This is a genomic window from Pseudomonas yamanorum (genome assembly GCF_013386765.1).
GTDB classification, from domain to species: Bacteria; Pseudomonadota; Gammaproteobacteria; order Pseudomonadales; family Pseudomonadaceae; genus Aquipseudomonas; species Aquipseudomonas yamanorum_A.
In genome coordinates, this window is sequence record NZ_JACARE010000007.1 from 1 (window position 1) to 21,544 (window position 21,544).

At 61.3% G+C, this 21,544-nt stretch carries 18 protein-coding genes; 6 read left to right on the top strand and 12 right to left on the bottom strand.

Annotated elements, in window-relative coordinates; all coding sequences use genetic code 11:
- Nucleotides 1-189 precede the first annotated feature (189 nt).
- A complete protein-coding gene (locus HX875_RS04380; RefSeq protein WP_177041984.1) occupies nt 190-825 on the bottom strand; it encodes a TetR/AcrR family transcriptional regulator in 636 nt (211 codons plus the stop codon).
- A 92-nt stretch (nt 826-917) separates the two neighbouring features.
- Here HX875_RS04380 and HX875_RS04385 point away from each other — a divergent pair, with 92 nt between their 5' ends.
- From HX875_RS04385 to HX875_RS04395, 3 genes are all read left to right on the top strand, one after another.
- Nucleotides 918-2,018 (top strand): efflux RND transporter periplasmic adaptor subunit, encoded by a 1,101-nt coding sequence (locus HX875_RS04385; protein ID WP_177041986.1) that lies wholly within the window; start codon nt 918-920, stop codon nt 2,016-2,018.
- Between the two features lie 6 nt (nt 2,019-2,024).
- A complete protein-coding gene (locus HX875_RS04390) occupies nt 2,025-5,090 on the top strand; it encodes an efflux RND transporter permease subunit (protein WP_177041988.1) in 3,066 nt (1,021 codons plus the stop codon).
- A gap of 593 nt (nt 5,091-5,683) precedes the next feature.
- The gene (locus tag HX875_RS04395) at nt 5,684-5,914 is read left to right on the top strand and encodes a type III secretion protein (protein ID WP_177041990.1); all 231 of its coding nucleotides are present in this window, start codon (nt 5,684-5,686) and stop codon (nt 5,912-5,914) included.
- 106 nt (nt 5,915-6,020) lie between these two features.
- Here HX875_RS04395 and HX875_RS04400 read toward each other — a convergent pair whose 3' ends face one another.
- The 3 genes from HX875_RS04400 to plsB are packed head-to-tail and all read right to left on the bottom strand — an operon-like array spanning nt 6,021 to nt 9,696.
- Entirely contained in the window at nt 6,021-6,710 is a 690-nt protein-coding gene (locus tag HX875_RS04400) for a DUF4197 domain-containing protein (protein WP_010176773.1), read from the bottom strand.
- 28 nt (nt 6,711-6,738) lie between these two features.
- Entirely contained in the window at nt 6,739-7,140 is a 402-nt protein-coding gene (locus HX875_RS04405) for a YbaY family lipoprotein (protein ID WP_017479432.1), read from the bottom strand.
- A gap of 51 nt (nt 7,141-7,191) precedes the next feature.
- Nucleotides 7,192-9,696, bottom strand: coding sequence for a glycerol-3-phosphate 1-O-acyltransferase PlsB (gene plsB, locus HX875_RS04410; protein WP_177041992.1), 2,505 nt, complete (start codon nt 9,694-9,696; stop codon nt 7,192-7,194).
- A gap of 193 nt (nt 9,697-9,889) precedes the next feature.
- Between plsB and HX875_RS04415 the strand changes: the two genes are divergently transcribed.
- Nucleotides 9,890-10,099 (top strand): cold-shock protein, encoded by a 210-nt coding sequence (locus tag HX875_RS04415; RefSeq protein ID WP_003219353.1) that lies wholly within the window; start codon nt 9,890-9,892, stop codon nt 10,097-10,099.
- Between the two features lie 172 nt (nt 10,100-10,271).
- Here HX875_RS04415 and HX875_RS04420 read toward each other — a convergent pair whose 3' ends face one another.
- From HX875_RS04420 to HX875_RS04435, 4 genes are all read right to left on the bottom strand, one after another.
- Nucleotides 10,272-10,649 carry a hypothetical protein gene (locus HX875_RS04420; RefSeq protein WP_177041994.1) on the bottom strand — a complete coding sequence of 126 codons (378 nt, stop codon included), beginning with the start codon at nt 10,647-10,649 and terminating at the stop codon, nt 10,272-10,274.
- A 78-nt stretch (nt 10,650-10,727) separates the two neighbouring features.
- Nucleotides 10,728-11,537 carry a putative RNA methyltransferase gene (locus HX875_RS04425; RefSeq protein ID WP_177041996.1) on the bottom strand — a complete coding sequence of 270 codons (810 nt, stop codon included), beginning with the start codon at nt 11,535-11,537 and terminating at the stop codon, nt 10,728-10,730.
- Nucleotides 11,537-12,688 (bottom strand): succinyl-diaminopimelate desuccinylase, encoded by a 1,152-nt coding sequence (gene dapE, locus HX875_RS04430; protein ID WP_063032923.1) that lies wholly within the window; start codon nt 12,686-12,688, stop codon nt 11,537-11,539. Before dapE ends, HX875_RS04425 begins: the two co-directional genes overlap by 1 nt.
- A gap of 91 nt (nt 12,689-12,779) precedes the next feature.
- Nucleotides 12,780-15,371: a glycosyltransferase gene (locus tag HX875_RS04435; RefSeq protein ID WP_177041998.1), complete on the bottom strand. Its 2,592-nt coding sequence runs from the start codon at nt 15,369-15,371 to the stop codon at nt 12,780-12,782.
- Nucleotides 15,372-15,589: 218 nt separating this feature from the next.
- Here HX875_RS04435 and tcdA point away from each other — a divergent pair, with 218 nt between their 5' ends.
- Nucleotides 15,590-16,399, top strand: a complete 810-nt coding sequence (gene tcdA / locus HX875_RS04440) for a tRNA cyclic N6-threonylcarbamoyladenosine(37) synthase TcdA (protein WP_177042000.1) — start codon at nt 15,590-15,592, stop codon at nt 16,397-16,399.
- Nucleotides 16,400-16,519: 120 nt separating this feature from the next.
- On the opposite strand, the gene HX875_RS04445 is transcribed toward tcdA, so the two are convergent.
- The 4 genes from HX875_RS04445 to HX875_RS04460 form a co-directional block, all read right to left on the bottom strand.
- Nucleotides 16,520-16,930: a SufE family protein gene (locus HX875_RS04445; RefSeq protein ID WP_177042002.1), complete on the bottom strand. Its 411-nt coding sequence runs from the start codon at nt 16,928-16,930 to the stop codon at nt 16,520-16,522.
- Nucleotides 16,927-18,132 carry an aminotransferase class V-fold PLP-dependent enzyme gene (locus tag HX875_RS04450; RefSeq protein ID WP_177042004.1) on the bottom strand — a complete coding sequence of 402 codons (1,206 nt, stop codon included), beginning with the start codon at nt 18,130-18,132 and terminating at the stop codon, nt 16,927-16,929. The genes HX875_RS04445 and HX875_RS04450 overlap by 4 nt, the downstream gene beginning before the upstream one ends.
- Before the next feature lie 69 nt (nt 18,133-18,201).
- Nucleotides 18,202-19,236 (bottom strand): 2,3,4,5-tetrahydropyridine-2,6-dicarboxylate N-succinyltransferase, encoded by a 1,035-nt coding sequence (gene dapD / locus HX875_RS04455; protein WP_010176763.1) that lies wholly within the window; start codon nt 19,234-19,236, stop codon nt 18,202-18,204.
- Nucleotides 19,237-19,269: 33 nt separating this feature from the next.
- Nucleotides 19,270-19,632: an ArsC family reductase gene (locus HX875_RS04460; protein WP_053137275.1), complete on the bottom strand. Its 363-nt coding sequence runs from the start codon at nt 19,630-19,632 to the stop codon at nt 19,270-19,272.
- A 213-nt stretch (nt 19,633-19,845) separates the two neighbouring features.
- On the opposite strand from HX875_RS04460, the gene HX875_RS04465 reads away from it, so the two are divergent.
- Entirely contained in the window at nt 19,846-21,489 is a 1,644-nt protein-coding gene (locus HX875_RS04465) for a Na+/H+ antiporter (protein ID WP_177042006.1), read from the top strand.
- Nucleotides 21,490-21,544 lie beyond the last annotated feature (55 nt).

Here is a 21,544-nt window from a genome sequence, read left to right on the forward strand (position 1 = left end):
GCCGCGACGGGGCGTCACTGCCCCGTCGCGGCGGCCCGCTTCGTGCTACCGGAGTGCGGGCACACCGAGCCTAGGCGAGGTGCCGAGTGGTGGGGCAAGAGCGTTTTGCTTACTTTTGCGCTGTTCAAAAGTGAGCCGCTGTAAGAGCGGAACCCTAAGCGGCCGTTACCGCAGCAACGGATATGTACATCAAACCCGATAAGCCCGCATAAACAACCCCACCACCTCCTGCACATGCTCCTCAGCCGCCTCGGCACTCAACTGCCCCCCGCACCCATACAACAAGCAAAAATTCGCCGTACCCTTCAGCAGGCAAAAAAAGTGCTCAGCGGCAGTGAGCGGCTTGGGAATACTCAGCGCGCCACTCTGGTCGATCTTGCTCAGCAGCCGCTCCATCCCCTGCAACATGCGCATCGGCCCCGCCTCGAAAAAGATCTGCGACAACTTCGGATCCTGACTCCCGGAGGTCATCATCAACCGGTGCAGGTTCACCGACTCCTCGCTATTGATCAGCACATGAAACCCACGCGCAATATTGAGCAGCACCTTCTCCACCGGCACATCTGCCGGCAGTTCGAAATACATCACCGGTAACTGCTCTTCGCACTTGGCAACCACCGCCGCCGAGAACAGCGTCTCCTTGTCGGTGAAATGACTGTACACGGTCAGCTTCGATACCCCGGCCTCCACCGCCACCGCATCCATGCTGGTGCTCGCATACCCATTACTCAAGAACAGGATCTTCGCCGCTTCGAGGATCGCCTGGCGTTTTGCCATGTCCTTGGGACGCCCGGGGCTATTGGTGTTCACAGGATTGTCGGACATTTTCACTTTATTACTGGACTGGTGAGTTTGGTATTAATAACATACTGGCCAGTATAATTATTCCTACAACTATTAGCGAAAGGTCCTTCAGCATGCGCAGCTATTTCCTGCCATTCGCGTTGCCTGCCAGCTTGCTGTTCCTGTTGGCTGCCTGTGGCCATGAAGAAGCGGCGCAGACTACCGTCCGCCCGGCCATGGTGGTTCAGCCAGAGCCTTCGGCGCAGGCTTCCGACAGCTACCCGGGTGAGGTGCGTGCCCGCTATGAACCCGACCTGGCCTTTCGCATTGGCGGCAAAGTCAGCCGACGACTGGTCGAGGAGGGCGAGCGCGTCAAGGCCAACCAGCCCCTGGCAGAACTCGATCCGCAGGATGTGCGCCTGCAACTGGAAGCCACCCGCGCCCAGGTCGCCGCCGCCGAAGCCAACCTGAGCCTGGTGCGCGCCGAGCGTGACCGCTACAAGACCCTGATGGACCGTCAGATGGTCAGCCGCTCCCAGTACGACAATTCCGAAAACCTCTACCGTTCAGGTGAAGCCCGTCTCAAGCAGATCAAGGCCGAATTCGACGTGGCCAATAACCAGGCCGGGTATGCCGTGCTGCGCGCGCCCCAGGATGGCGTGGTGGCCAAGCGTGCGGTGGAAGTGGGCCAGGTGGTATCGGCCGGCCAGACCGTATTTACCCTGGCCACCGATGGCGAGCGGGAGGTGCTGATCAGCCTGCCGGAGCAAAGCTTCGGGCGCTTCAAGATTGGCCAGCCGGTGTCCGTGGAACTGTGGAGCCAGCCGGACCAGCGCTTCAACGGCCGCATTCGCGAACTATCACCCGCCGCTGATCCCAAGTCGCGAACCTTTGCCGCCCGCGTCGCTTTCACCGGCGGCAAGGTGCCTGCAGAGCTGGGGCAGAGCGCTCGCGTATTCATACAGGCCGACGGCGTGATTCCCCTGGCGGTGCCACTGTCGGCCCTCAGTGCGGAGAACGGCGCGTCCTACGTCTGGGTGGTGCAGCCCGACAATACCCTCAAGCGCACACCGGTGCGGATCGGTGCCTTTGGCGAGAAAACCGTACCGGTGCTGGAAGGCCTGAGCCCTACCGATTGGGTGATCGCAGCCGGCGTGCATGTACTCCATGAGGGCCAGCAAGTGCGCCCGGTGGATCGCGCCAACCGCGTGGTAAGCCTGGCGGCCAAGGAGTAGTCCCCGATGGGTTTCAATCTTTCCGAATGGGCGTTGCGCAATCGCCAGATCGTACTGTTCCTGATGATCCTGCTGGCAGTGGTAGGCACCTTGTCCTACACCAAGCTGGGACAAAGCGAAGACCCGCCGTTTACTTTCAAGGCCATGGTGATCAAGACCAACTGGCCGGGGGCGACTGCCCAGGAAGTCTCGCGCCAGGTCACCGAGCGTATTGAAAAGAAATTGATGGAGACCGGCGACTACGAGCGCATCGTGTCGTTCTCGCGCCCTGGCGAATCCCAGGTCACCTTCATGGCTCGGGACTCGATGCATTCCGCGCAGATCCCGGACCTCTGGTACCAGGTGCGCAAGAAGATCAGCGATATTCGCCAGACCCTGCCGCCGGATATCCAGGGCCCGTTTTTCAACGATGAGTTCGGCACTACCTTTGGCAATATCTACGCCCTGACCGGCGACGGCTTTGACTATGCCGTGCTCAAGGACTACGCCGACCGCATCCAGATTCAGCTGCAACGGGTGCCGGATGTGGGCAAGGTCGAACTGCAGGGTTTGCAGGACGAGAAGATCTGGATCGAACTGTCCAACCTCAAGCTCGCCACCCTCGGCCTGCCGCTGGCCGCGGTGCAGCAGGCGTTGCAGGAGCAGAACGCGGTATCGACCGCCGGCTTCTTTGAAACCCCGAGCGAGCGCGTGCAGTTACGGGTGTCCGGCAACTTCAAGACCGTTAAGGAAATCCGCGACTTCCCTATCCGCGTTGGTGACCGCACGTTCCGTATCGGTGACGTGGCCGAGATTCACCGCGGCTTCAACGACCCGCCGGCACCGCGCATGCGGTACATGGGCGACGATGCCATCGGCCTGGCCGTGGCCATGCGCGATGGGGGCGACATCCTGGTACTGGGCAAGGCCCTGGAAAGCGAATTCGCACGCCTGCAGAAGAACCTTCCTGCCGGCATGGAGCTGCGCAAGGTGTCGGACCAGCCGGCAGCGGTGAAAACCAGTGTCGGCGAATTCGTCCAGGTGCTGGCGGAAGCCTTGGCGATTGTGTTGCTGGTGAGCTTCTTCTCCCTGGGCGTACGCACCGGCATGGTGGTGGCCCTGGCAATCCCGCTGGTGTTGGCCATGACCTTCGCCACCATGTACTACCTCGGCATCGGCCTGCACAAGATTTCCCTCGGTGCATTGGTGCTCGCACTGGGCTTGCTGGTGGACGACGCGATCATCGCCGTGGAAATGATGGCGATCAAGATGGAGCAGGGCTACGACCGGCTCAAGGCCGCCAGTTTCGCCTGGACCAGCACCGCGTTCCCGATGCTCACCGGTACGCTGATCACGGCGGCGGGTTTCCTGCCGATTGCCACGGCGCAATCGAGCACCGGCGAATACACCCGTTCGATCTTCCAGGTAGTGACCATCGCGCTGCTGGCCTCCTGGGTCGCAGCGGTGGTGTTCGTGCCGTACCTGGGGGAAAAACTCCTGCCGGACCTGGCGAAGATTCATGCGGCCAAGCATGGCGCCGATGGGCCGGATCCCTACGGTACGCCGTTCTATCAGCGTGTAAGACGCCTGGTGGAATGGTGCGTGCGTCGGCGCAAGACGGTGATTGTCCTGACCTTGCTGCTGTTTATCGGCTCGGTGGCGCTGTTCCGCTTTGTGCCCCAGCAGTTCTTCCCGGCTTCCGGGCGGCTGGAGCTGATGGTCGACCTCAAGCTGGCTGAAGGTGCGTCCCTGAGCAACACGGCAGACCAGGTCAAACGCCTTGAAGCGTTGCTCAAGGAACATGCCGGTATTGAGAACTATGTGGCCTACGTCGGCACAGGTTCGCCACGTTTCTACCTGCCCCTGGACCAGCAACTGCCCGCGGCCAGCTTTGCCCAGTTTGTGGTGTTGGCCAAGACCATCGAGGAGCGCGAAAGCCTGCGCACCTGGCTGATCGAGACCCTCAACGAACAGTTCCCGGACCTGCGCTCGCGGGTCACGCGGCTTGAGAACGGCCCGCCCGTTGGCTACCCCGTGCAGTTCCGGGTGACGGGCGAGCACATCGAAGAAGTCCGGGCCCTGGCGCGGAAAGTGGCGGCCAAGGTTCGCGAAAACACCCATGTGGTCAACGTACATCTCGACTGGGAAGAGCCGAGCAAGATCGTCTACCTCAACGTCGATCAGGACCGCGCCCGCGCCCTTGGTGTGAGCACCGCCAACCTGTCGAAATTCCTCCAGAGCTCCCTCACCGGCTCCAGCGTCAGCCAGTACCGCGAGGACAACGAGTTGATCGAAATCCTGCTGCGCGGCACCGTTCACGAGCGTACCGAGCTGTCGTTGCTGCCAAGCCTGGCAGTGCCCACCGACAACGGCAAAAGCGTGGCGCTGTCGCAGATCGCGACCCTGGAATACGGCTTTGAAGAAGGCATCATCTGGCACCGCAACCGCCTGCCGACCGTGACCATCCGCGCCGATATCTATGGCAAGGAACAACCGGCAACCCTGGTGCAGCAGATCCTGCCGACACTGGAAGGCGTGCGCGCTGAATTGCCCGACGGTTACCTGCTGGAAGTTGGCGGCACGGTGGAGGATTCCGCCCGTGGACAGAACTCGGTCAAGGCCGGCGTGCCGCTGTTTATCGTGGTGGTGCTGACGTTGCTGATGCTGCAGCTGCGCAGTTTCTCACGCACGGCCATGGTCTTTCTTACGGCGCCACTGGGGTTGATCGGGGTGACGCTGTTCCTGTTGGTGTTCCGCCAACCCTTTGGGTTCGTGGCGATGCTGGGAACCATCGCCCTGTCGGGGATGATCATGCGCAACTCGGTGATCCTGGTGGACCAGATCGAGCAGGACATCAAGGCCGGGCTGGCGCCCTGGCAGGCGATTATCGAGGCGACGGTGCGACGCTTCCGGCCGATCGTGCTGACAGCGCTGGCGGCGGTGCTGGCGATGATCCCGTTGTCACGCAGCGTGTTCTTCGGGCCGATGGCTGTGGCGATCATGGGCGGGTTGATTGTGGCGACGGCGTTGACGCTGTTGTTCCTGCCGGCGTTGTATGCGGCGTGGTTCAGGGTCAGGAAGGACGCTGTGTAAGTCTGCGAGCGGCAGGGATGTCCTGTAAGGAAGTTCCTTTTGTCATTCACATGTAGACGCAAAGTGCAGTGTTGGCCGGTGGAACGTTTGTACGTGGTGCTCCACTCAGAATTGTCTGATTGACAGGCATGGTTGTCGGAGCCGCAGGCAGCGGCTCCGATGAACAATAATGAGTTCATGGAGCGTCATATGTTTATTTTGTCTGCCATTGCTGGAATTGCTGCGTTCAAAGGAGCCCTCCTGGGATCATTATTCGGCAATATGGTCACCCCGAAAGGCGCTGATAAGGGCCCCCCGCAAAAGCCGGGGCATGGACGCCGCGGCTTTGACCGGCACCGCCCATCACTGCCAACCTTGCGTCCTGTGCTGCAAGACGGGCACCGCCAGTATCTCCCTGCCGTGAGCGAGATCCATCAGCCCTACAGGCCATCCCATGGGCTTCTCCCGCTGAGTCGATGACATCCTGAAGGCCAATGAAATGCTGGTCCTGTCTCAGCCTCGCCGGGCTGGAACCTTTTTTTCACGGGAGCCACATAGAGTTACCTGATAGGCAGGTGTGTTTTTCTGTCGGAAACTTATAGAGGCGACACAAGATGCTTTTACAAGCGTTAGGCAACTTTTACATGGGCGTGGGCATGTTGTTGGGAGGTGGTTCTGCTAGCCAACCAATAAACCAGCATTGCGATAAATCCAAACGCGGCGAGCCTGCAAGCCGGCGCGAGCTTGAAGCAAGACTGGCGAATCTTGAATCCGTTCAATACAGCCATTCGCAGCCGCGAAACAGCATTACGATTAATAACAGCAACACCCTCGTCAGTCGCTGAGTGCGTAGATCGAGCGCGTGTTTGTTTATATTTTATATCGAGTCAATGCAAACGCCCCGCAGATTGCGGGGCGTTTGCATGTTTACGATCAGCCAAAGCCGCGGGTTTACAGCGCCCCGAAGACCTTCTTCGCCAGGCTGGTAGCAGCCGCTGCGGGGTTCTTGCGAATCGTCTCTTCCTGCTGGGCGATCATCTTGAACAACCCGTCCAGCGCCTGCTCGGTCACGTAGCTTTCGACGTTGGCGCTCTTGGCATCAATGGCACCAAAGCTGGCCGCCTTGCCTGCGAGGGCGTTGTACTGCTGGGCAACGCCAACCTTGTCGGTAGCCGCCTTGACGATCGGCAGGAACTTGGCCCGGATCTCGTCACGGCTGCTTTTGTTCAGGTACTGGGTGGCCGAGTCCTGGCCGCCGGTTAGGATGCCCTTGGCGTCGGTCACGCTCATGTTTTTCACGGCGTTTACCAGGATCGGCTGGGCCTGGGTCACGGCAGACTCGGCGGCCTTGTTCATGCTGGCTTCAAGCTGGTTGACCTGGTCACCCATGCCGAACATTTTCAGCTTGTCGGCGACTTTACCCAACTTGCCCGGCAGGCCGATTTTCACTTCCGGGTTGTTACTGAAACCACCGGGAACCCCCAGTTGTTTGACGGCAATCTGCGCGCCTTGGGTCAGTGCGTCCTTGAGGCCGCCGGTGGCGTCGCCCTGGGACAGGCTGCCAAGGGACAAGGCCATGGCGTTGGCACCGAGCAGCAGGCCGGCACACAGGGCAGTGAGGCGAAGGGAGTTGCGGAGCATGGGCGCTTCCTTATGTTCGATATCTTAATCAGTGTGCAACCGCGTCCACGCGTACGCGCAGCGGTTGTGGATCCTGGCCGTTCAACTGCACGGAGTGCCGTTCGGTGGTGATAAACAGTAGCTTGCCATCCAGTTCGATGCGAGCGCTGACCGAGTAACTGTGGCCAGGTTTGACTTGGGCCGGGTCGTAGCTCAAGTGAAACGGCAGCGGCACCTGGCCTTTCACCGGGCCTTTCTGCTCGGCCAGGGTCACGGCCGGGGCGTCCATCAAGGACACGTCTTGCAGGGTCACACTCAAGGTGGCAGCGGGCGGCAGGGCGATGCGTTGCAGGTAGAACACTTCGCCATCAAGGCTGGCTTTGGGGGCGGGGCTCATGGTCTGGCAGGCTCCCAGCAGGGCGGTCAGGCCCAGGAGAATGATTTTTTTCATGGTGCAGCTCCTTGTCAACGGCGCCAGAAACACCCTGGCGCCTTGGTCACTCTAGTGTGTTTCTTCTGGGACGACGGGCTTGTCTGCCGCCTCTTCACTGCGATGCAGGGCCACCTGGCGAATCGACATGCGAATCTCCGCCGGCAACACGCGCTTGGCCGCGCCTTCGGCCAACTCACCCAGCAGTGGGTGATAGCTCAGCTTTCCGGCCTCGTCGCGGCGTAGCACATCTTGCTCCAGCAACGTCTGGATAAAATGTCGGAAAAGGCTCTTGTCGAAGAACTCCGGTGCATTCAAACCATGCAGGATCGACAGGCGCTGGGCCATGACGGTACACAGGTCTTCCAGCTCCTCGGCACTGATGCTGTGCTGGCCGCTGTTGAGCAGCAGCGAGATTGCCATGTAGAAGCGTTGCAGGGTCTGGGCGATGCTTTTGGACAGCAGCGTCAGCAGTACAAAGTGCCGGGAGCTCGGGGCCGGGCGCAGGTACACCTCGTTCTCGAAACGCAGCAGGCCTTGTTCGACGAAGGCTTCCAGCCACTGGTCGACTACCGCGTCCAGCTCGTCCAGGGACCAGCGGATAAACAGCTCTGATTGCAGGTACGGGTAAAGCGCGCGGGTGTAGCGCAGGATCTGTTCGCGGCTCATGCGCGAGCTGCTCTGGAAGAAACTCGCCAGCAGCGCTGGCAAGGCAAAGATGTGCAGCACGTTGTTGCGGTAGTAGGTCATCAGGACGGCATTCTGCTCGTCCAGATAGAGGATCTTGCCCAGGGCGTCACTCTGTTCCGACAGCAGGTCCATGTCCTTGACGTGCTTGATCAGCGCCAGGCCGTCACCTTCGGGCAAGGTGGTGTGGGGCGAGTAGGGCACCTTGCGCAGCAAGGCCAGGTACAGATCAAGCTGGCGTGCCATCGCTTGCTCGTCCAAAGCCAGGCGCGTGGTGGACAGCAGCGCCAGGGCCACCAGGTTCACCGGGTTGATCGCCGCCGCTTCGTTCAGGTGTTGCGCCACCCGCTCGCCGAGGCGATTGGTGGTTTCGTTGAGCCACGCCGGCTTGTAGTTCGGCCCCAGCTCCTGGGAACGCCAGTCGGGCTGCTCGCTGTCGAGAAATTCCGCCAGCTTGATCGGTTCGCCGAAGTTCACCGCCACCTGGCCAAAGCGCTGCTTGAGGGCGCCGACCACTTTGAAAATATCGAAAATCGACTCTTTTTTCTTGCTCGCACCGCGCAGCTCGCCGAGGTAAGTACGGCCTTCCAGCACGCGCTCATAGCCGATGTACACCGGCACAAACACGATGGGCATGCGCGAGGAGCGCAGGAAACTGCGCAGGGTGATTGCCAGCATCCCGGTCTTCGGTTGCAGCATGCGCCCGGTGCGCGAACGTCCGCCTTCGACGAAATACTCCACCGGGAAACCCTTGGTGAACAGGGTGTGCAGGTATTCGTTGAACACCGAGGTGTACAGCGGGTTGCCCTTGAACGTGCGGCGCATGAAAAACGCCCCGCCACGGCGTAGCAGGCTGCCGATCACCGGCATGTTGAGGTTGATCCCGGCGGCGATGTGCGGCGGGGTCAGGCCGTTCTTGAACAGCAGATAGGACAGCAGCAGGTAGTCGATGTGGCTGCGATGGCACGGCACATAGATCACCTCGTAACCCTGGGCGACCTTTTGCACACCTTCGATGTTGTTGACCTTGATGCCGTCGTAGATCTTGTTCCAGAACCAGCTCAGCACCACTTCGAGGAAGCGGATGGCGGTATAGGTGTAGTCCGAAGCAATTTCATTGCCGTAGCGCAGGGCCTGGGCCTTGGCTTTCTCGGGGGTGATTTTCTCGCGTTCGGCTTCGTCGAGAATCGCCTGGCGCACCAGCGGCATGTTCACCAGGCCTTTGACCAGGTTGCGCCGGTGGGACAGGTCGGGGCCGATCACCGCGGTTTTCAGGTTGCGAAAGTGCACCCGCAGGATGCGTTGGGCCATGCGCACGGTGCGTTCGTGGCCTTTATTGTGCTCGATCAATTCACGCAGGTTGATGGGCGCGGAGAATTGCACCCGGGTCTTGCGGCCCAGGATCAGGATGCTCAGCAGCCGGCGCAGGCGGCCGGTCACGGCCCAGCTGTCGGCGAACAGCAGTTTCCACGGGCTGGACTCGCTGTCGGGCGACTGGCCCCAGAACACACTGACTGGAATGATCTGTGCATTCTCTTCGGCGTGTTCGGTGAGCACGTCCACCAGGCGGGTCAGGGTGGGCGGTGCGCCGCGCTTGTCCTGGCGGCCGAGCCAGTCTGGCTCGGGGGTCAGGTAGAAAAAGGCCGCGGGTTCCATCAACGGGCCGACCGATACCGGCAGCACCGGGCGCGGCAGTCCGGCCTTGGTACATTCGGTATCAACCACCGCCAATTCGGTGAGGGACGGGGATTGCAGGACGTAAAACACCGGGCGACTGCGGTCGAGGTTCAGGGTAAGGGACGACTGGTTGATCGTCTCTGAGCGAACCCAGAGGTACAACAGCCGGCGCAAGGTGCCAAATACCAGACGGCGAAAAGGAGAACGGGTCATACGGCTTCTGCTTTGAGTGGGGAATACCGAGCAGATGCTCGGGGCGCTAGTGTGCAGTATTAGCCGAAAATCGGCAAAAAAGCGGCGAAGTAATCTTGAGTTGAAGCTTTTTGAGCCTGTCTTATACTCGGCAGTTCAACTGCGACGACTCAACAATAAACGTACTTATAAAAAGCATGTGGGAGCAAAACAGATGGCAACGCGCGAAACCGGCAATGTGAAGTGGTTCAACGACGCAAAGGGCTACGGCTTTATCCAGCGGGAAGATGGCAAGGACGTGTTTGTGCACTACCGCGCCATTCGCGGTGAGGGGCATCGTTCATTGGCTGAAGGCCAGCAGGTGGAGTACGCCGTGGTGACGGGCGAAAAGGGCTTGCAGGCTGAGGATGTGGTGGGTCTGTAACCCGATAGGCACAACACACCTTTAAATGTGGGAACCCGGCCGAATGTGGGAGCCGGGCTTGCCCGCGATAGCATCGCCGCGGTTTGGCTGAATGACCGAGGTGCGCCCATCGCAGGCAAGCCAGCTCCCACATTTGATTGGGTTTGCACATCGAGGCTTTGTTAGCCTGACTTTATGCCGTTTTCCAGGTGATCTGCTCTTCACCGTCTTCGCTGATACGAATCCAGGTATCCGCGCTTTCTTCACCTTCTTCCTCAACCCAGCTACCGGGCGCGCAACGCACTTCGACGTTCAGCGCGGCAAAGGCCGCACGGGCGCAGGCGATGTCGTCTTCCCACGGGGTCTGGTCGCTTTCCAGGTACAGGCTGTTCCATTTGCCTACGGCTTTGGGCAACCAGGTAACCGGCACGCTGCCGGCGGTGCACTTGTAGGTCTGGCCGCGCTGGACCCAGTCGGTGCACGAGCCCAGGGCGGCGCCCAGCCAGGCGGCGATGGCCTTGTGGTCGACGTCGGCGTCCTTGAGGTAAATCTCGATATCAGGTTGGCGCATGGATGTTCCTCATTGCGGGATTTTGAAAATCCATTCGCGGATTCGGTGCGGGCCCCAAGAGGCCCTCAAAGTAATGGGTTATTGAAGCACGAAATAGTCGTAGCGCATCGACACGGTGACCAGCAGCGGTTCGGCGGCCTCGATCACCTGGGCCCGGCGCTCGGCACTGGCGCGCCAGCCGTGGGGCGTCATGGCCAGCAGATTGGCGCGATCCTGGGGGTCGGCCAGGCTGAGTTTGAACTCCAGGGTTTCGCTGTGTTGCAGGCTCATGCCGTCCGGTACCAGCGCCAGGTGCTTGTCGTCGGTGTACTCGCGCACTTCGTCGTACAAACGCTCGCGCAGCTCCATCAGGTGGCCGCTGGTAGGGCCAACCTTCATCAAGCCGCCGCCCGGGCTGAGCAGGCGCTTGGCCTCAAGCCAATCCATCGGGCTGAAGACGCTGGCCAGGAACTGGCAGCTGGCATCGGCCAACGGCACCCGGGCCATGCTGGCGATCAACCAGGTCACCGTGGGGTTGCGCTTGCAGGCGCGCTTGACCGCTTCCTTGGAAATATCCAGCGCATAGCCATCGGCGCGCAGCAGGGTATCGGCGATTTGCGCGGTGTAGTAACCCTCGCCACAACCGATGTCCAGCCAGCGCTGGGGTTTGCGTTCAGCGGCCAGTTCGGCCAGGCGCCTGGCCACCGGGGCGTAATGCCCGGCGTTGAGGAAGTCGCGGCGCGCTTCCACCATCGCCAGGTTATCCCCCGGGTCGCGGCTGTTCTTGTGCTGCACCGGCAGCAGGTTCAGGTAACCCTGGCGCGCGCGGTCGAAACGGTGCCCGACCGGGCAGGCCACGCCGTTGTCCACTTCATGGAGCGGTGCGCTGCAAATGGGGCAAGCAAGCATCAGGCGAGCAACTTGATCAGGGTCTGGTAGTAGATTTCGGTCAGCACGTCGAGGTCGCTGGCGAGGATGCGCTCGTTGACCTGATGGATCGTCGCGTTGACCGGGCCCAGCTCCACGACCTGGGTACCGAGGGTGGCGATGAAGCGCCCGTCGGAGGTGCCGCCGCTGGTAGAGGCCTTGGTCTCGCGGCCGGTGACGGCCTTGATGCTGGCGGAAACCGCATCGAGCAACGCGCCCGGTTCGGTAAGGAACGGCAGGCCCGACAGCGCCCACTCCACATGCCAGTCCAGGCCATGCTTGTCGAGAATCGCCGCGACCCGCTGCTGCAGGCCTTCGACGGTGGACTCGGTGGAGAAACGGAAGTTGAACACCGCCGTCAGGTCACCCGGGATCACGTTGGTGGCGCCGGTGCCGGAATTGAGGTTGGAAATCTGGAAGCTGGTGGGCGGGAAGAAGGTGTTGCCATCGTCCCAGTGCTCGGCGGCCAGTTCCGCCAGCGCCGGAGCGGCCAGGTGGATCGGGTTCTTTGCCAGGTGCGGGTAGGCCACATGGCCTTGCACGCCGCGCACGGTCAGGGTGGCACCGAGGGAGCCGCGACGGCCGTTCTTGACCACGTCGCCCACCAGAGTGGTGCTCGACGGCTCGCCAACGATGCACCAGTCCAGGCGCTCCTTGCGGGCCGCCAGGCGCTCGATCACGGCCTTGGTGCCGTGGTGCGCCGGGCCTTCTTCATCGCTGGTGATCAGGAAAGCCACCGAACCCTTGTGGTCCGGGTAGTCGGTGACGAAACGCTCGGACGCGACCAGCATCGCCGCCAGGCTGCCTTTCATGTCCGCCGCGCCACGGCCGCAGAGCATGCCGTTTTCGTCGATCAACGCATCAAACGGATCGTTCTGCCAGGCCTTGACCGGGCCGGTCGGCACCACGTCGGTGTGGCCGGCGAAGCACAATACCGGGCCTTCGTGTTTGCCGTGGGTGGCCCAGAAGTTATCCACATCCTCGATGCGCATCGGCTCAAGCGCAAAACCGGCGTCGCCCAGGCGCTGCATCATCAGCTTCTGGCAATCGGCGTCGATCGGCGTCACCGACGGGCGACGGATCAGGTCGATAGCAAGTTGGAGGGTTGGCGAAAGGTCGGCGTGGGCCGTCATGTAAAAACTCCAGTGCAGGGCGCGCAAAATGGCCGTTATCTTATAGCAAAACGGCGGCCAGAGGCCGCCGTTTAGTGCATTGCGCAGGATTTTAAGCTGCGGTTGCGGGCTCTTGCGCCGGCGCCGGTTTCGGCAGCGACGACAGGAACGCCATGATCAGCGCCGCCACATACGGCAGCGACTGCACCAGCAACATCACCACCCAGAAGCGTATGTCATTGCTTGGCAGGCCCTGCACCAGGTAAATCCCCAGTGCCGCGCCCCACAACAGCAGCATGATGAACATCTCTTCCCGGGCTTCGGAAATCGCCACCCAGAAACCGTGGTTATCGGCGTTCTTCGGTGTACGAAAGAACGGAATGCTGGTGGTGAAGAAACCGTACAGCACCGCCTTGGCGATGGTGTGGGACAACGCCAACCCGGCCAATGCCGCGCAGAACGCATCCTTGAGGTTCACACCCACCGCACGACGGTAGAGGAAGATGATCTTGCCGACCTTGAACACGAACAACGCCAGGGGCGGGATCGCGAAAATCAGCAGCGGCGGGTCAACCCGCGTCGGCACGATAATCATCGCCGCCGACCACAACAGGGCGCCCACGGTGAAGAAGATGTTCATGCCGTCCGCCACCCACGGCAACCAGCCTGCGAGGAAGTGATAACGCTGGCCACGGGTCAGCTCGGTGTCCTTGCCGCACAACAGGCTTGCGGTGTGACGCTTGATGATCTGGATTGCACCGTAGGCCCAGCGGAAACGCTGTTTCTTGAAGTCGATAAAGGTATCGGGCATCAGGCCCTTGCCGTAGCTGTCGTGGTAGTACGCCGCCGACAGGCCTTTCTCGAAGACCCGCAGGCCCAGCTCGGCATCTTCACAGATGCACCAGTCGGCCCAGCCCAGTTCTTCCAGGACCGAGCGACGGGTCATGGTCATGGTGCCGTGCTGGATGATTGCGTCACGGTCGTTGCGGGTGACCATGCCGATATGGAAGAAGCCTTTGTATTCTGCGTAGCAGAGCTTCTTGAAGGTGCTTTCGTTCTGGTCGCGATAATCCTGTGGCGACTGCACCACGGCAATTTTCGGGTCGGCGAAGTGCGGCACCATGTGCTTGAGCCAGTTCGGCGAAACGCAGTAATCAGAGTCGATCACGGCGATAACTTCGGCATCCTTGGCGGTATGCGGTATCAAGTAGTTCAGCGCGCCACCCTTGAAACCGGCCAGGGGCGAGACGTGGAAGAACTTGAAGCGCGGGCCCAGGGTTTCGCAGTAGTCGCGCACGGGCTCCCACACGGCCGGGTCCTTGGTGTTGTTGTCGATGATCAGGACTTCGTAGTCCGGATAGTCGAGGGCGGCCAGGGCGTCGAGGGTCTGTTTGACCATCTCCGGCGGCTCGTTGTAGCACGGCACATGGATCGAGACTTTCGGGCGGTAGTCCGAATCCCCCTCAACCGGCAGGAATTCGCGCCGGCGTTTGTGGGTCCAGACCGCTTCCGCCAGTTCGTGGGCTTCGGTGAGCAGCACGATAAACACGCCGAGGGCGCCGAGGGCCAGGAGGATGCCCACGGTGAGGCTGAACCAGGTGCTGTATTGCTGGCTGTAGTCGTAGCCGATCCACACCAGCACCGAACCGCACAGGAACGCGATAAAGGTCAGGAAGGTGCGGCCCCGCTGGCGCAGGGCCGAGCCGTCGATCATCAGCAAGGTCAGGGACAGCAGCGCAAGCACCACCGAACCGATGGCCAGCACGCGCCATTGCGGGATCGCGACAACCGGGCCGTCAAAGTTGAATTTCTGCTGGCGTGCGGCGTTGTACACGCCCCAGTAGGCGCCCGCCGAGCCTTCGTCGCTGACTTTCCAAGGCTGGTCGAAGGCCTCGATCACGAAGTAGTTGTAGCCCTGGCGATTGAGCTTGTTTACCAGTGTGCGCAGGTAAATCGCCTGGTCGGCCGGGGACGTTTCATTGCCACCGCGCATGCGTCCGTTACTCGGCCAGCCAACCTCCGACAGCAGCAGCGGCTTTTTCGGGAACAGTTTCTTCAGGTCCCGGGCACGATCAAGTACGTACTGGCCGGCCTTGTCCATCGGGATAAATTCCCAGAACGGCAGGATGTGCGCGGCGATCAGGTCGACGTGCTTGGCCAGTTGCGGGTTCTTTTCCCAGATGTGCCATTGCTCGGAAGTCGTCACCGGCACTTTCACGGCAGCGCGCACCCGGTCCAGCAGCACAATCAGGGCTTGCGGGGTGATTTCCTCACGGAACAGCGCTTCGTTACCCACCACCACCCGCACGACGCTGCGGGAACTGTTGGCGATCTCGATGGCACGCTGGATTTCGCGCTCGTTGCGCGCAAGGTCCGGGCTGATCCAGATCCCCAGGGTCACCCGCAGGCCAAACTCTTCCGCCAGCTTGGGGATATCCCCCAGGGTGCCGTCGACCGAGTAGGTACGGATGTTGTCCGTCAGCTTGCTCATGATCGCAAGGTCCTGACGCATTTGATCGTCAGTCGGATACTGGTCTTTCTGTGGGAACTGGCCTTGCTGGAACGGCGAGTAGGAAAAACCGGAGATCTGTTCAGGCCAGTTAGGGGCAGTGACCGGGCGGTTGATCAGCGCCCAGAAGCCGGTGAACAGCGCGGCAATTGCCAGCACCACCACCAGGTTGAGTCCAAATTTACGCGATGACATGGCTATTTCGGGTTCCAAAAGGTGTGGAACGAAAAGAGGTGTCGGCCAACGCCGAACGGCGCGCATCCTACACCGGCCTTTCACTGACCGTACAGCAAGCCGAGAAAAACCGGACATTGGGCAGCGAAACTTCACCTAAGTTCTTTACTTGTAGCTGGATGCGTCGAACTTGTCGCGGCAACGCCCTATAATGCGCGCCGGTTTTTGGGGTAATGGTCATGAGTACAGAAGATCCACGGTTTGCCGGCGTCGCCCGCTTGTATGGCATTGAAGGCCTGGAACGCCTGAAGGCGGCCCACGTGGCCATCGTCGGCGTGGGCGGGGTTGGCTCGTGGGCGGCGGAAGCCATCGCCCGTTGTGGCGTGGGCGAGATTTCGCTGTTTGACCTGGACGACGTGTGCGTCAGCAACAGCAACCGCCAGTTACATGCGCTGGACAGCACCGTGGGCAGGGCCAAGGTCGAGGTCATGGCCGAGCGCCTGAAGGGCATCAACCCCGACTGCACCGTGCATGCGGTGGCGGACTTCGTGACCCGCGAGACCATGGCCGAGTACATCACGCCGAATATCGACTGTGTGATCGACTGCATCGACAGCGTAAACGCCAAGGCGGCGCTGATTGCCTGGTGCAAGCGGCGCAAGATCCAGATCATCACCACCGGCGGCGCGGGCGGGCAGATCGATCCGACGCTGATCCAGGTGTGTGACTTGAACCGTACGTTCAATGACCCGCTGGCGTCGAAAGTGCGCTCCACCTTGCGCCGCGACTATGGCTTCTCGCGCACCGTGACCCGCCATTACAGCGTGCCTTGCGTGTTCTCCACCGAACAACTGCGCTATCCGAAGCCGGACGGCAGCATCTGTTTGCAGAAAAGTTTTGTCGGGGATGGCGTGAAGCTGGACTGCGCCGGCGGGTTTGGCGCGGTGATGATGGTCACCGCGACCTTCGGCATGGTGGCGGCGACCAAGGCGGTGGACAAGATTGTGGCCGGGGTGCGCCGGCCTTCGGATCGGGTCAAGGCCCCTTAATTCTGGCACCTTACACAAATCAAAAAATGTGGGAGCTGGCTTGCCTGCGATGGCGGTCTGTCAGTTACTACAACGATGACTGATACACCGCAATCGCAGGCAAGCCAGCTCCCACAGTAGTTATGTGTTTGAGCTCAGGTCGCGCATACGCTGCAAGACTGCATTCAGGCCATTGCTGCGCGACGGTGATAACTGCCGCGATAAGGCCAGTTGGTCAAACCAGTCGGGCAAGTCGACGGAGTGCAGTTCGGCGGCCGATAAACCATTAACCCGCGCCAGCAACAGCGCCACCAACCCGCGAATCAGCCGTGCATCGCTGCTGGCGGCAAACTGCCAGTGGCCGTCCTGCAAACGCCCCACCAGCCACACCAGGCTTTCACAGCCCTGCACCAGGTTGGCGTCGACCTTGTCTTCAGCCGGCAAGGCGGGCAACCGCTCGCCCCATTGCATCAGCAGGCGGGCGCGTTGTTCCCAGCTGCCGACCGCCTGGAACGCTTCCAACGCGACAACCGCGTCCGTCGGCAAGCTCATCGCAACATATCCATGGCCTGATCCAGCGCTTCAAAAAAACGCTCCAGGTCGTCGGAGTCGTTGTACAGCGCCAGCGACACCCGAATCGCCCCGGAGAGCCCCATCTGCTTGAGCAGCGGCATCGCACAGTGATGGCCGGCGCGCACGGCAATCCCCTGTTCGGTCAGCAAGTGGGCGAGGTCGGCGTTGTGCACGCCCTCCACCACAAAGCTGGCCAGGGCGACTTGCGGAGAGCCCAGCAGGCGCACGCCGTTGCGCGCTTGCAGGCCACGCAGCAGGTAGTCGTGCAGGGCGGCTTCGTGGGCCGTCACCGCCTGTTGATCCAGGGAACTCAGGTAATCGAGGGTTGCGCCCAGGCCGATCACGCTGGCGATCGGGGGTGTTCCCGCTTCGAAGCCAAGGGGCGCGGGGCGGAAGCTGGCGCTTTGATAGTCAGCCTGTTGCACCATCTCGCCACCAAACTGCCAGTGACGCAGGTGATGCAGGGCTTCAGTGCGGCCATACAGCACGCCGACCCCGTCCGGCCCGTAGAGCTTGTGGCTGGAAAACACATAGAAGTCGCAGCCCAGGGCCTGCATGTCATGGCGGCCATGGACGATGCCCTGGGCGCCATCGACAACGGTCAGTGCTTGCTGGGCCTTGGCCAGCGCCAGCAATTGCGGCAATGGCTGCCAGGCGCCAAGCACGTTGGACAGTTGGCTCACCGCCAGCAATCGGGTGCGAGGGCCGATCAAACGTGCGGCGGCTTGCAGGTCAATCAAGCCGTCATCGTCAAGCGGCAGTACCACCAGTTCCAGCCCGCGACGTTTGGCCAGTTGCTGCCACGGCAGCAGGTTGGCGTGGTGCTCCAGGGCGCTGATGACAATCTCGTCGCCCGGATTGAATAGGTGCTCAAGGCCATAAGCCAGGAGGTTCAGCGCCGAAGTCGCGCCGTGGGTAAAGATGATTTGCCCGTCGTCACCGACGTTCAGCCACTGTGCCACCTTGCTGCGACTGTCCTCGAAGGCCTGGGTCGCGTGAGCGCCCGGCAGATGCTGGGCACGGTGCACATTGGCTGCGCCATTGGCGTAGTAATGGCTGATGGCGTCCAGCAAGGCTTGAGGTTTTTGCGTGGTAGCGGCGTTGTCCAGATAGGTCTGGTCTTGCCGTTGCAGGGTGGCGATGGCCGGAAAGTCGGCGCGCCAGGGAGAGGGCACAAGCATGGTGATCAAGGCTCGTATAAACGGCCCGCACCGGTCAGGTGAGGGCCGTCAGTGGCATCGAGTCGCTGCTTAGTTGTGAGCGTGCAGCGCTGCGTTCAGTTCGATGGCCGATTTGTGGGTTTTGCACTCCACGGCACCGGTCTCGGAGTTGCGGCGGAACAGCAGGTCCGGTTGGCCGGCCAGCTCACGGGCCTTGACCACTTTGACCAGTTGGTTGGCCTCGTCCAGCAGCGCAACCTTGGTGCCGGCGGTGACGTACAGGCCCGACTCCACGGTGTTGCGGTCGCCCAGCGGGATACCGATACCGGCGTTGGCGCCGATCAGGCAGCCTTCGCCCACCTTGATCACGATGTTGCCGCCGCCCGACAGGGTGCCCATGGTGGAGCAACCGCCGCCCAGGTCGGAACCCTTGCCGACGAATACGCCAGCCGACACACGGCCTTCGATCATGCCCGGGCCTTCGGTGCCGGCGTTGAAGTTGACGAAACCTTCGTGCATCACGGTGGTGCCTTCACCCACGTAGGCGCCCAGGCGGATGCGCGCGGCATCAGCGATACGCACGCCGCTTGGCACTACGTAGTCGGTCATTTTCGGGAACTTGTCCACCGAGAACACTTCCAGCAGCTCGCCACGCAGGCGTGCTTCCAGTTGACGCTCGGCCAGCTCGGCGATGTCGATGGCGCCCTGGCTCGTCCAGGCCACGTTCGGCAGTTGCGGGAACACACCGGCCAGGCTCAGGCCGTGTGGCTTGACCAGGCGATGGGACAGCAAATGCAGCTTGAGGTAGGCCTCGGGGGTGGAGGTCAGCGCGGCGTCTTCGGCCAGCAGCGTGGCGACCAGCGGCGTGTGGCTTTCAGCCAGGCGGCTCAACAGCGCGGCTTGGGCGGCGTCGACACCCTTGAGCGCGTCAGCCAGTTGCAGGGCCTGGGTGACGGTGAAGGTGATCGCCTGGTTGCCTTCGGTGTAACCGAGGATTGGAGCGATGGCTGCGATGATTTCAGCCGATGGATTGAGCAGCGGTTGTGCGTAAAACACTTCCAGCCAAGCACCTTGGCGGTTCTGAGTGCCGACGCCGAAGCCCAGGCTGAACAGGGAATTGGACATGCTATTACCTCTACAAAAATGAAGTGGGCTGGCCTACTTGAGGGCCGCCGAATAACTATCTGGCTTGAAGCCAATCAGGGTTCTGTCACCGAGATCAAGCACCGGGCGCTTGATCATCGAGGGTTGTGCGAGCATCAATTCAATGGCTTTCGACTGATCGAGATCGGCTTTGCGTTCGTCTTCGAGTTTGCGAAAGGTGGTGCCCGCACGGTTCAAAACCACCTGCCAACCGTGCTCATTGCACCATTGGGTCAAGTGTTCGCGGTCGATACCGGCCGTTTTGTAGTCATGAAACTCATAGCTGACAGCGTGTTCATCGAGCCAGGTGCGCGCCTTTTTCATGGTGTCGCAGGCTTTGATGCCGAAAAGGTGCAACGTTTTGCTTGAAGCGGTCAAGGAATTGCCCCCCTTTGGGCTGACGGAGATGAAAGGTCACGGATTATGCCATGGCCAGCAGCTTTCGGCGCCGCTCGTCACAAACGTGTTTTGCCCACGTGCGACTTTTGTGCAAAGGCCATCGCGCAGCATAGGCGGCTAATATGGCACTTCAACGGCGAGTTGTTGCCTGATGTGTGTTGTTGCAAGTTGATTGTCTGGGAATCCCGCTTTATGCAAACCGCCTACACCGTACTTATCCTGCTGATGCTGGTCAGCGTTTCGCGTCTGGTCGGGCGTGTTATCCCACTGCCGTTGCCGCTGGTGCAGATTGCCGCCGGCGCCTTGCTGGCGTGGCCGACCCTGGGGCTGCATGTGGCCCTGGACCCTGAGTTGTTTCTTTTCCTGTTTTTGCCGCCGCTGCTGTTCTCCGATGGCTGGCGTATGCCCAAGCGTGAACTGTGGCGCCTGCGCGGGCCGATCCTGACGCTGGCGGTGGGGCTGGTGTTGTTCACGGTAGTGGGCGCCGGTTACTTCATCCATTGGATATTGCCTACGATCCCGCTGCCGGTGGCCTTCGCCCTGGCGGCGGTATTGTCGCCGACGGATGCCGTGGCGGTGTCGGCGATTTCCCAGAATCGCTTGCCGACGCCGTTGATGCATATGCTCCAGGGCGAGGCGTTGATGAATGACGCGTCGGGTTTGGTGACGTTCAAGTTCGCCCTGGCGGCGGCGCTGACCGGGGTGTTTTCCCTGGCGGATGCCAGCCTGACCTTTGTGCTCGTTGCGGTCGGTGGCCTGGCCATTGGTGTGGCCTTGAGCTGGCTGGTGGGCCGCCTGCGGTCCTGGATGATCGCCCGTGGCTGGGATGACCCGGCGACGCACGTGGTGTTCATGTTGTTGCTGCCGTTTGCCGCCTACGTACTGGCCGAACGTCTTGGCGCATCGGGGATCTTGTCAGCGGTGGCCGCGGGGATGATGCAAAGCTGGCTGGACCTGCTGCCGCGCCAGACCAGCACCCGGCTGCTCAATCGCAGCGTGTGGTCGCTGCTGGAGTTTGCGTTTAACGGGTTGATCTTCCTGCTGCTGGGCCTGCAATTGCCAGACATCATCAAGGCCGTAGTCAGCCATGAGCCAACACTGTGGCCGACGTTGCTGTACCGCTGCCTGGACGTGATCGCGATTTTCCTGGTGCTGGTGGTATTGCGGTTTATCTGGGTGCAGAGCATCTGGCGCCTGTCAGGTTTACTGCGCCGTCTGCGTGGCAAAAGTGAGCTGACGCTGGTGCCCACAGCCCGTTCCTGCTGGTTGTTGACCGTGGGCGGGGTGCGGGGTGCGGTGACGTTGGCGGGTGTGATGTCGGTGCCGTTGCTGTTGGCGCCCGGTGAGGCGTTCCCGGAGCGTGATCTGCTGATCTTTATTGCCGCGGGTGTGATTTTGCTGTCTTTGGTCGCTGCCTGTATTGCCTTGCCGCTTCTGCTGCGGGGAATCGAAAAGAGCCCGGACGACAGGCGCCGCAGCGAGGTGCGTGACGCCTGGAAGAAAACCGCTGAAGCGGCGATCCATGCCCTGGAAGCCGAAGAACCTGCTGAAGCGGCACCCCAGGATGCCGCCCAGGCAGCCTTGGCCACTGAGCTCAAGGCGCGGTTGATGTCGGAATATCGTCATCAGCTGGAAGTGTTCAACGACTCGGCGGAAGCCCAGGCATTGGCGTTTCAGATGGATCAACTGGAGCGCAAGTTACGGCTCAAGGCCCTGAGGGCGCAGCGCTTGGAGTTGTATAGCCTGAGTCGTCACCACCAGATTGGTGATGACGTGCTGCGGGAGGTGTTGGCGGATCTGGATATGAGTGAGGCGAATCTGGGTCACGTCAAATAACACCGCGGTGCTTACTTGTGGCGAGGGAGCTTGCTCCCGCTGGGTGACGAAGTCG

Bases quoted from the DNA above. Each gene is read 5' to 3' on its own strand.
- HX875_RS04395 (WP_177041990.1), top strand. From the start codon at position 5,684: ATGCTTTTACAAGCGTTAGGCAACTTTTACATGGGCGTGGGCATGTTG.
- HX875_RS04385 (WP_177041986.1), top strand. From the start codon at position 918: ATGCGCAGCTATTTCCTGCCATTCGCGTTGCCTGCCAGCTTGCTGTTC.
- dapE (WP_063032923.1), bottom strand. From the start codon at position 12,688: ATGACGGCCCACGCCGACCTTTCGCCAACCCTCCAACTTGCTATCGAC.
- HX875_RS04400 (WP_010176773.1), bottom strand. From the start codon at position 6,710: ATGCTCCGCAACTCCCTTCGCCTCACTGCCCTGTGTGCCGGCCTGCTG.
- HX875_RS04425 (WP_177041996.1), bottom strand. From the start codon at position 11,537: ATGCTTGCTTGCCCCATTTGCAGCGCACCGCTCCATGAAGTGGACAAC.
- tcdA (WP_177042000.1), top strand. From the start codon at position 15,590: ATGAGTACAGAAGATCCACGGTTTGCCGGCGTCGCCCGCTTGTATGGC.
- dapD (WP_010176763.1), bottom strand. From the start codon at position 19,236: ATGTCCAATTCCCTGTTCAGCCTGGGCTTCGGCGTCGGCACTCAGAAC.
- plsB (WP_177041992.1), bottom strand. From the start codon at position 9,696: ATGACCCGTTCTCCTTTTCGCCGTCTGGTATTTGGCACCTTGCGCCGG.
- HX875_RS04465 (WP_177042006.1), top strand. From the start codon at position 19,846: ATGCAAACCGCCTACACCGTACTTATCCTGCTGATGCTGGTCAGCGTT.
- HX875_RS04405 (WP_017479432.1), bottom strand. From the start codon at position 7,140: ATGAAAAAAATCATTCTCCTGGGCCTGACCGCCCTGCTGGGAGCCTGC.
- HX875_RS04435 (WP_177041998.1), bottom strand. From the start codon at position 15,371: ATGTCATCGCGTAAATTTGGACTCAACCTGGTGGTGGTGCTGGCAATT.
- HX875_RS04380 (WP_177041984.1), bottom strand. From the start codon at position 825: ATGTCCGACAATCCTGTGAACACCAATAGCCCCGGGCGTCCCAAGGAC.
- HX875_RS04420 (WP_177041994.1), bottom strand. From the start codon at position 10,649: ATGCGCCAACCTGATATCGAGATTTACCTCAAGGACGCCGACGTCGAC.
- HX875_RS04390 (WP_177041988.1), top strand. From the start codon at position 2,025: ATGGGTTTCAATCTTTCCGAATGGGCGTTGCGCAATCGCCAGATCGTA.
- HX875_RS04450 (WP_177042004.1), bottom strand. From the start codon at position 18,132: ATGCTTGTGCCCTCTCCCTGGCGCGCCGACTTTCCGGCCATCGCCACC.
- HX875_RS04445 (WP_177042002.1), bottom strand. From the start codon at position 16,930: ATGAGCTTGCCGACGGACGCGGTTGTCGCGTTGGAAGCGTTCCAGGCG.
- HX875_RS04415 (WP_003219353.1), top strand. From the start codon at position 9,890: ATGGCAACGCGCGAAACCGGCAATGTGAAGTGGTTCAACGACGCAAAG.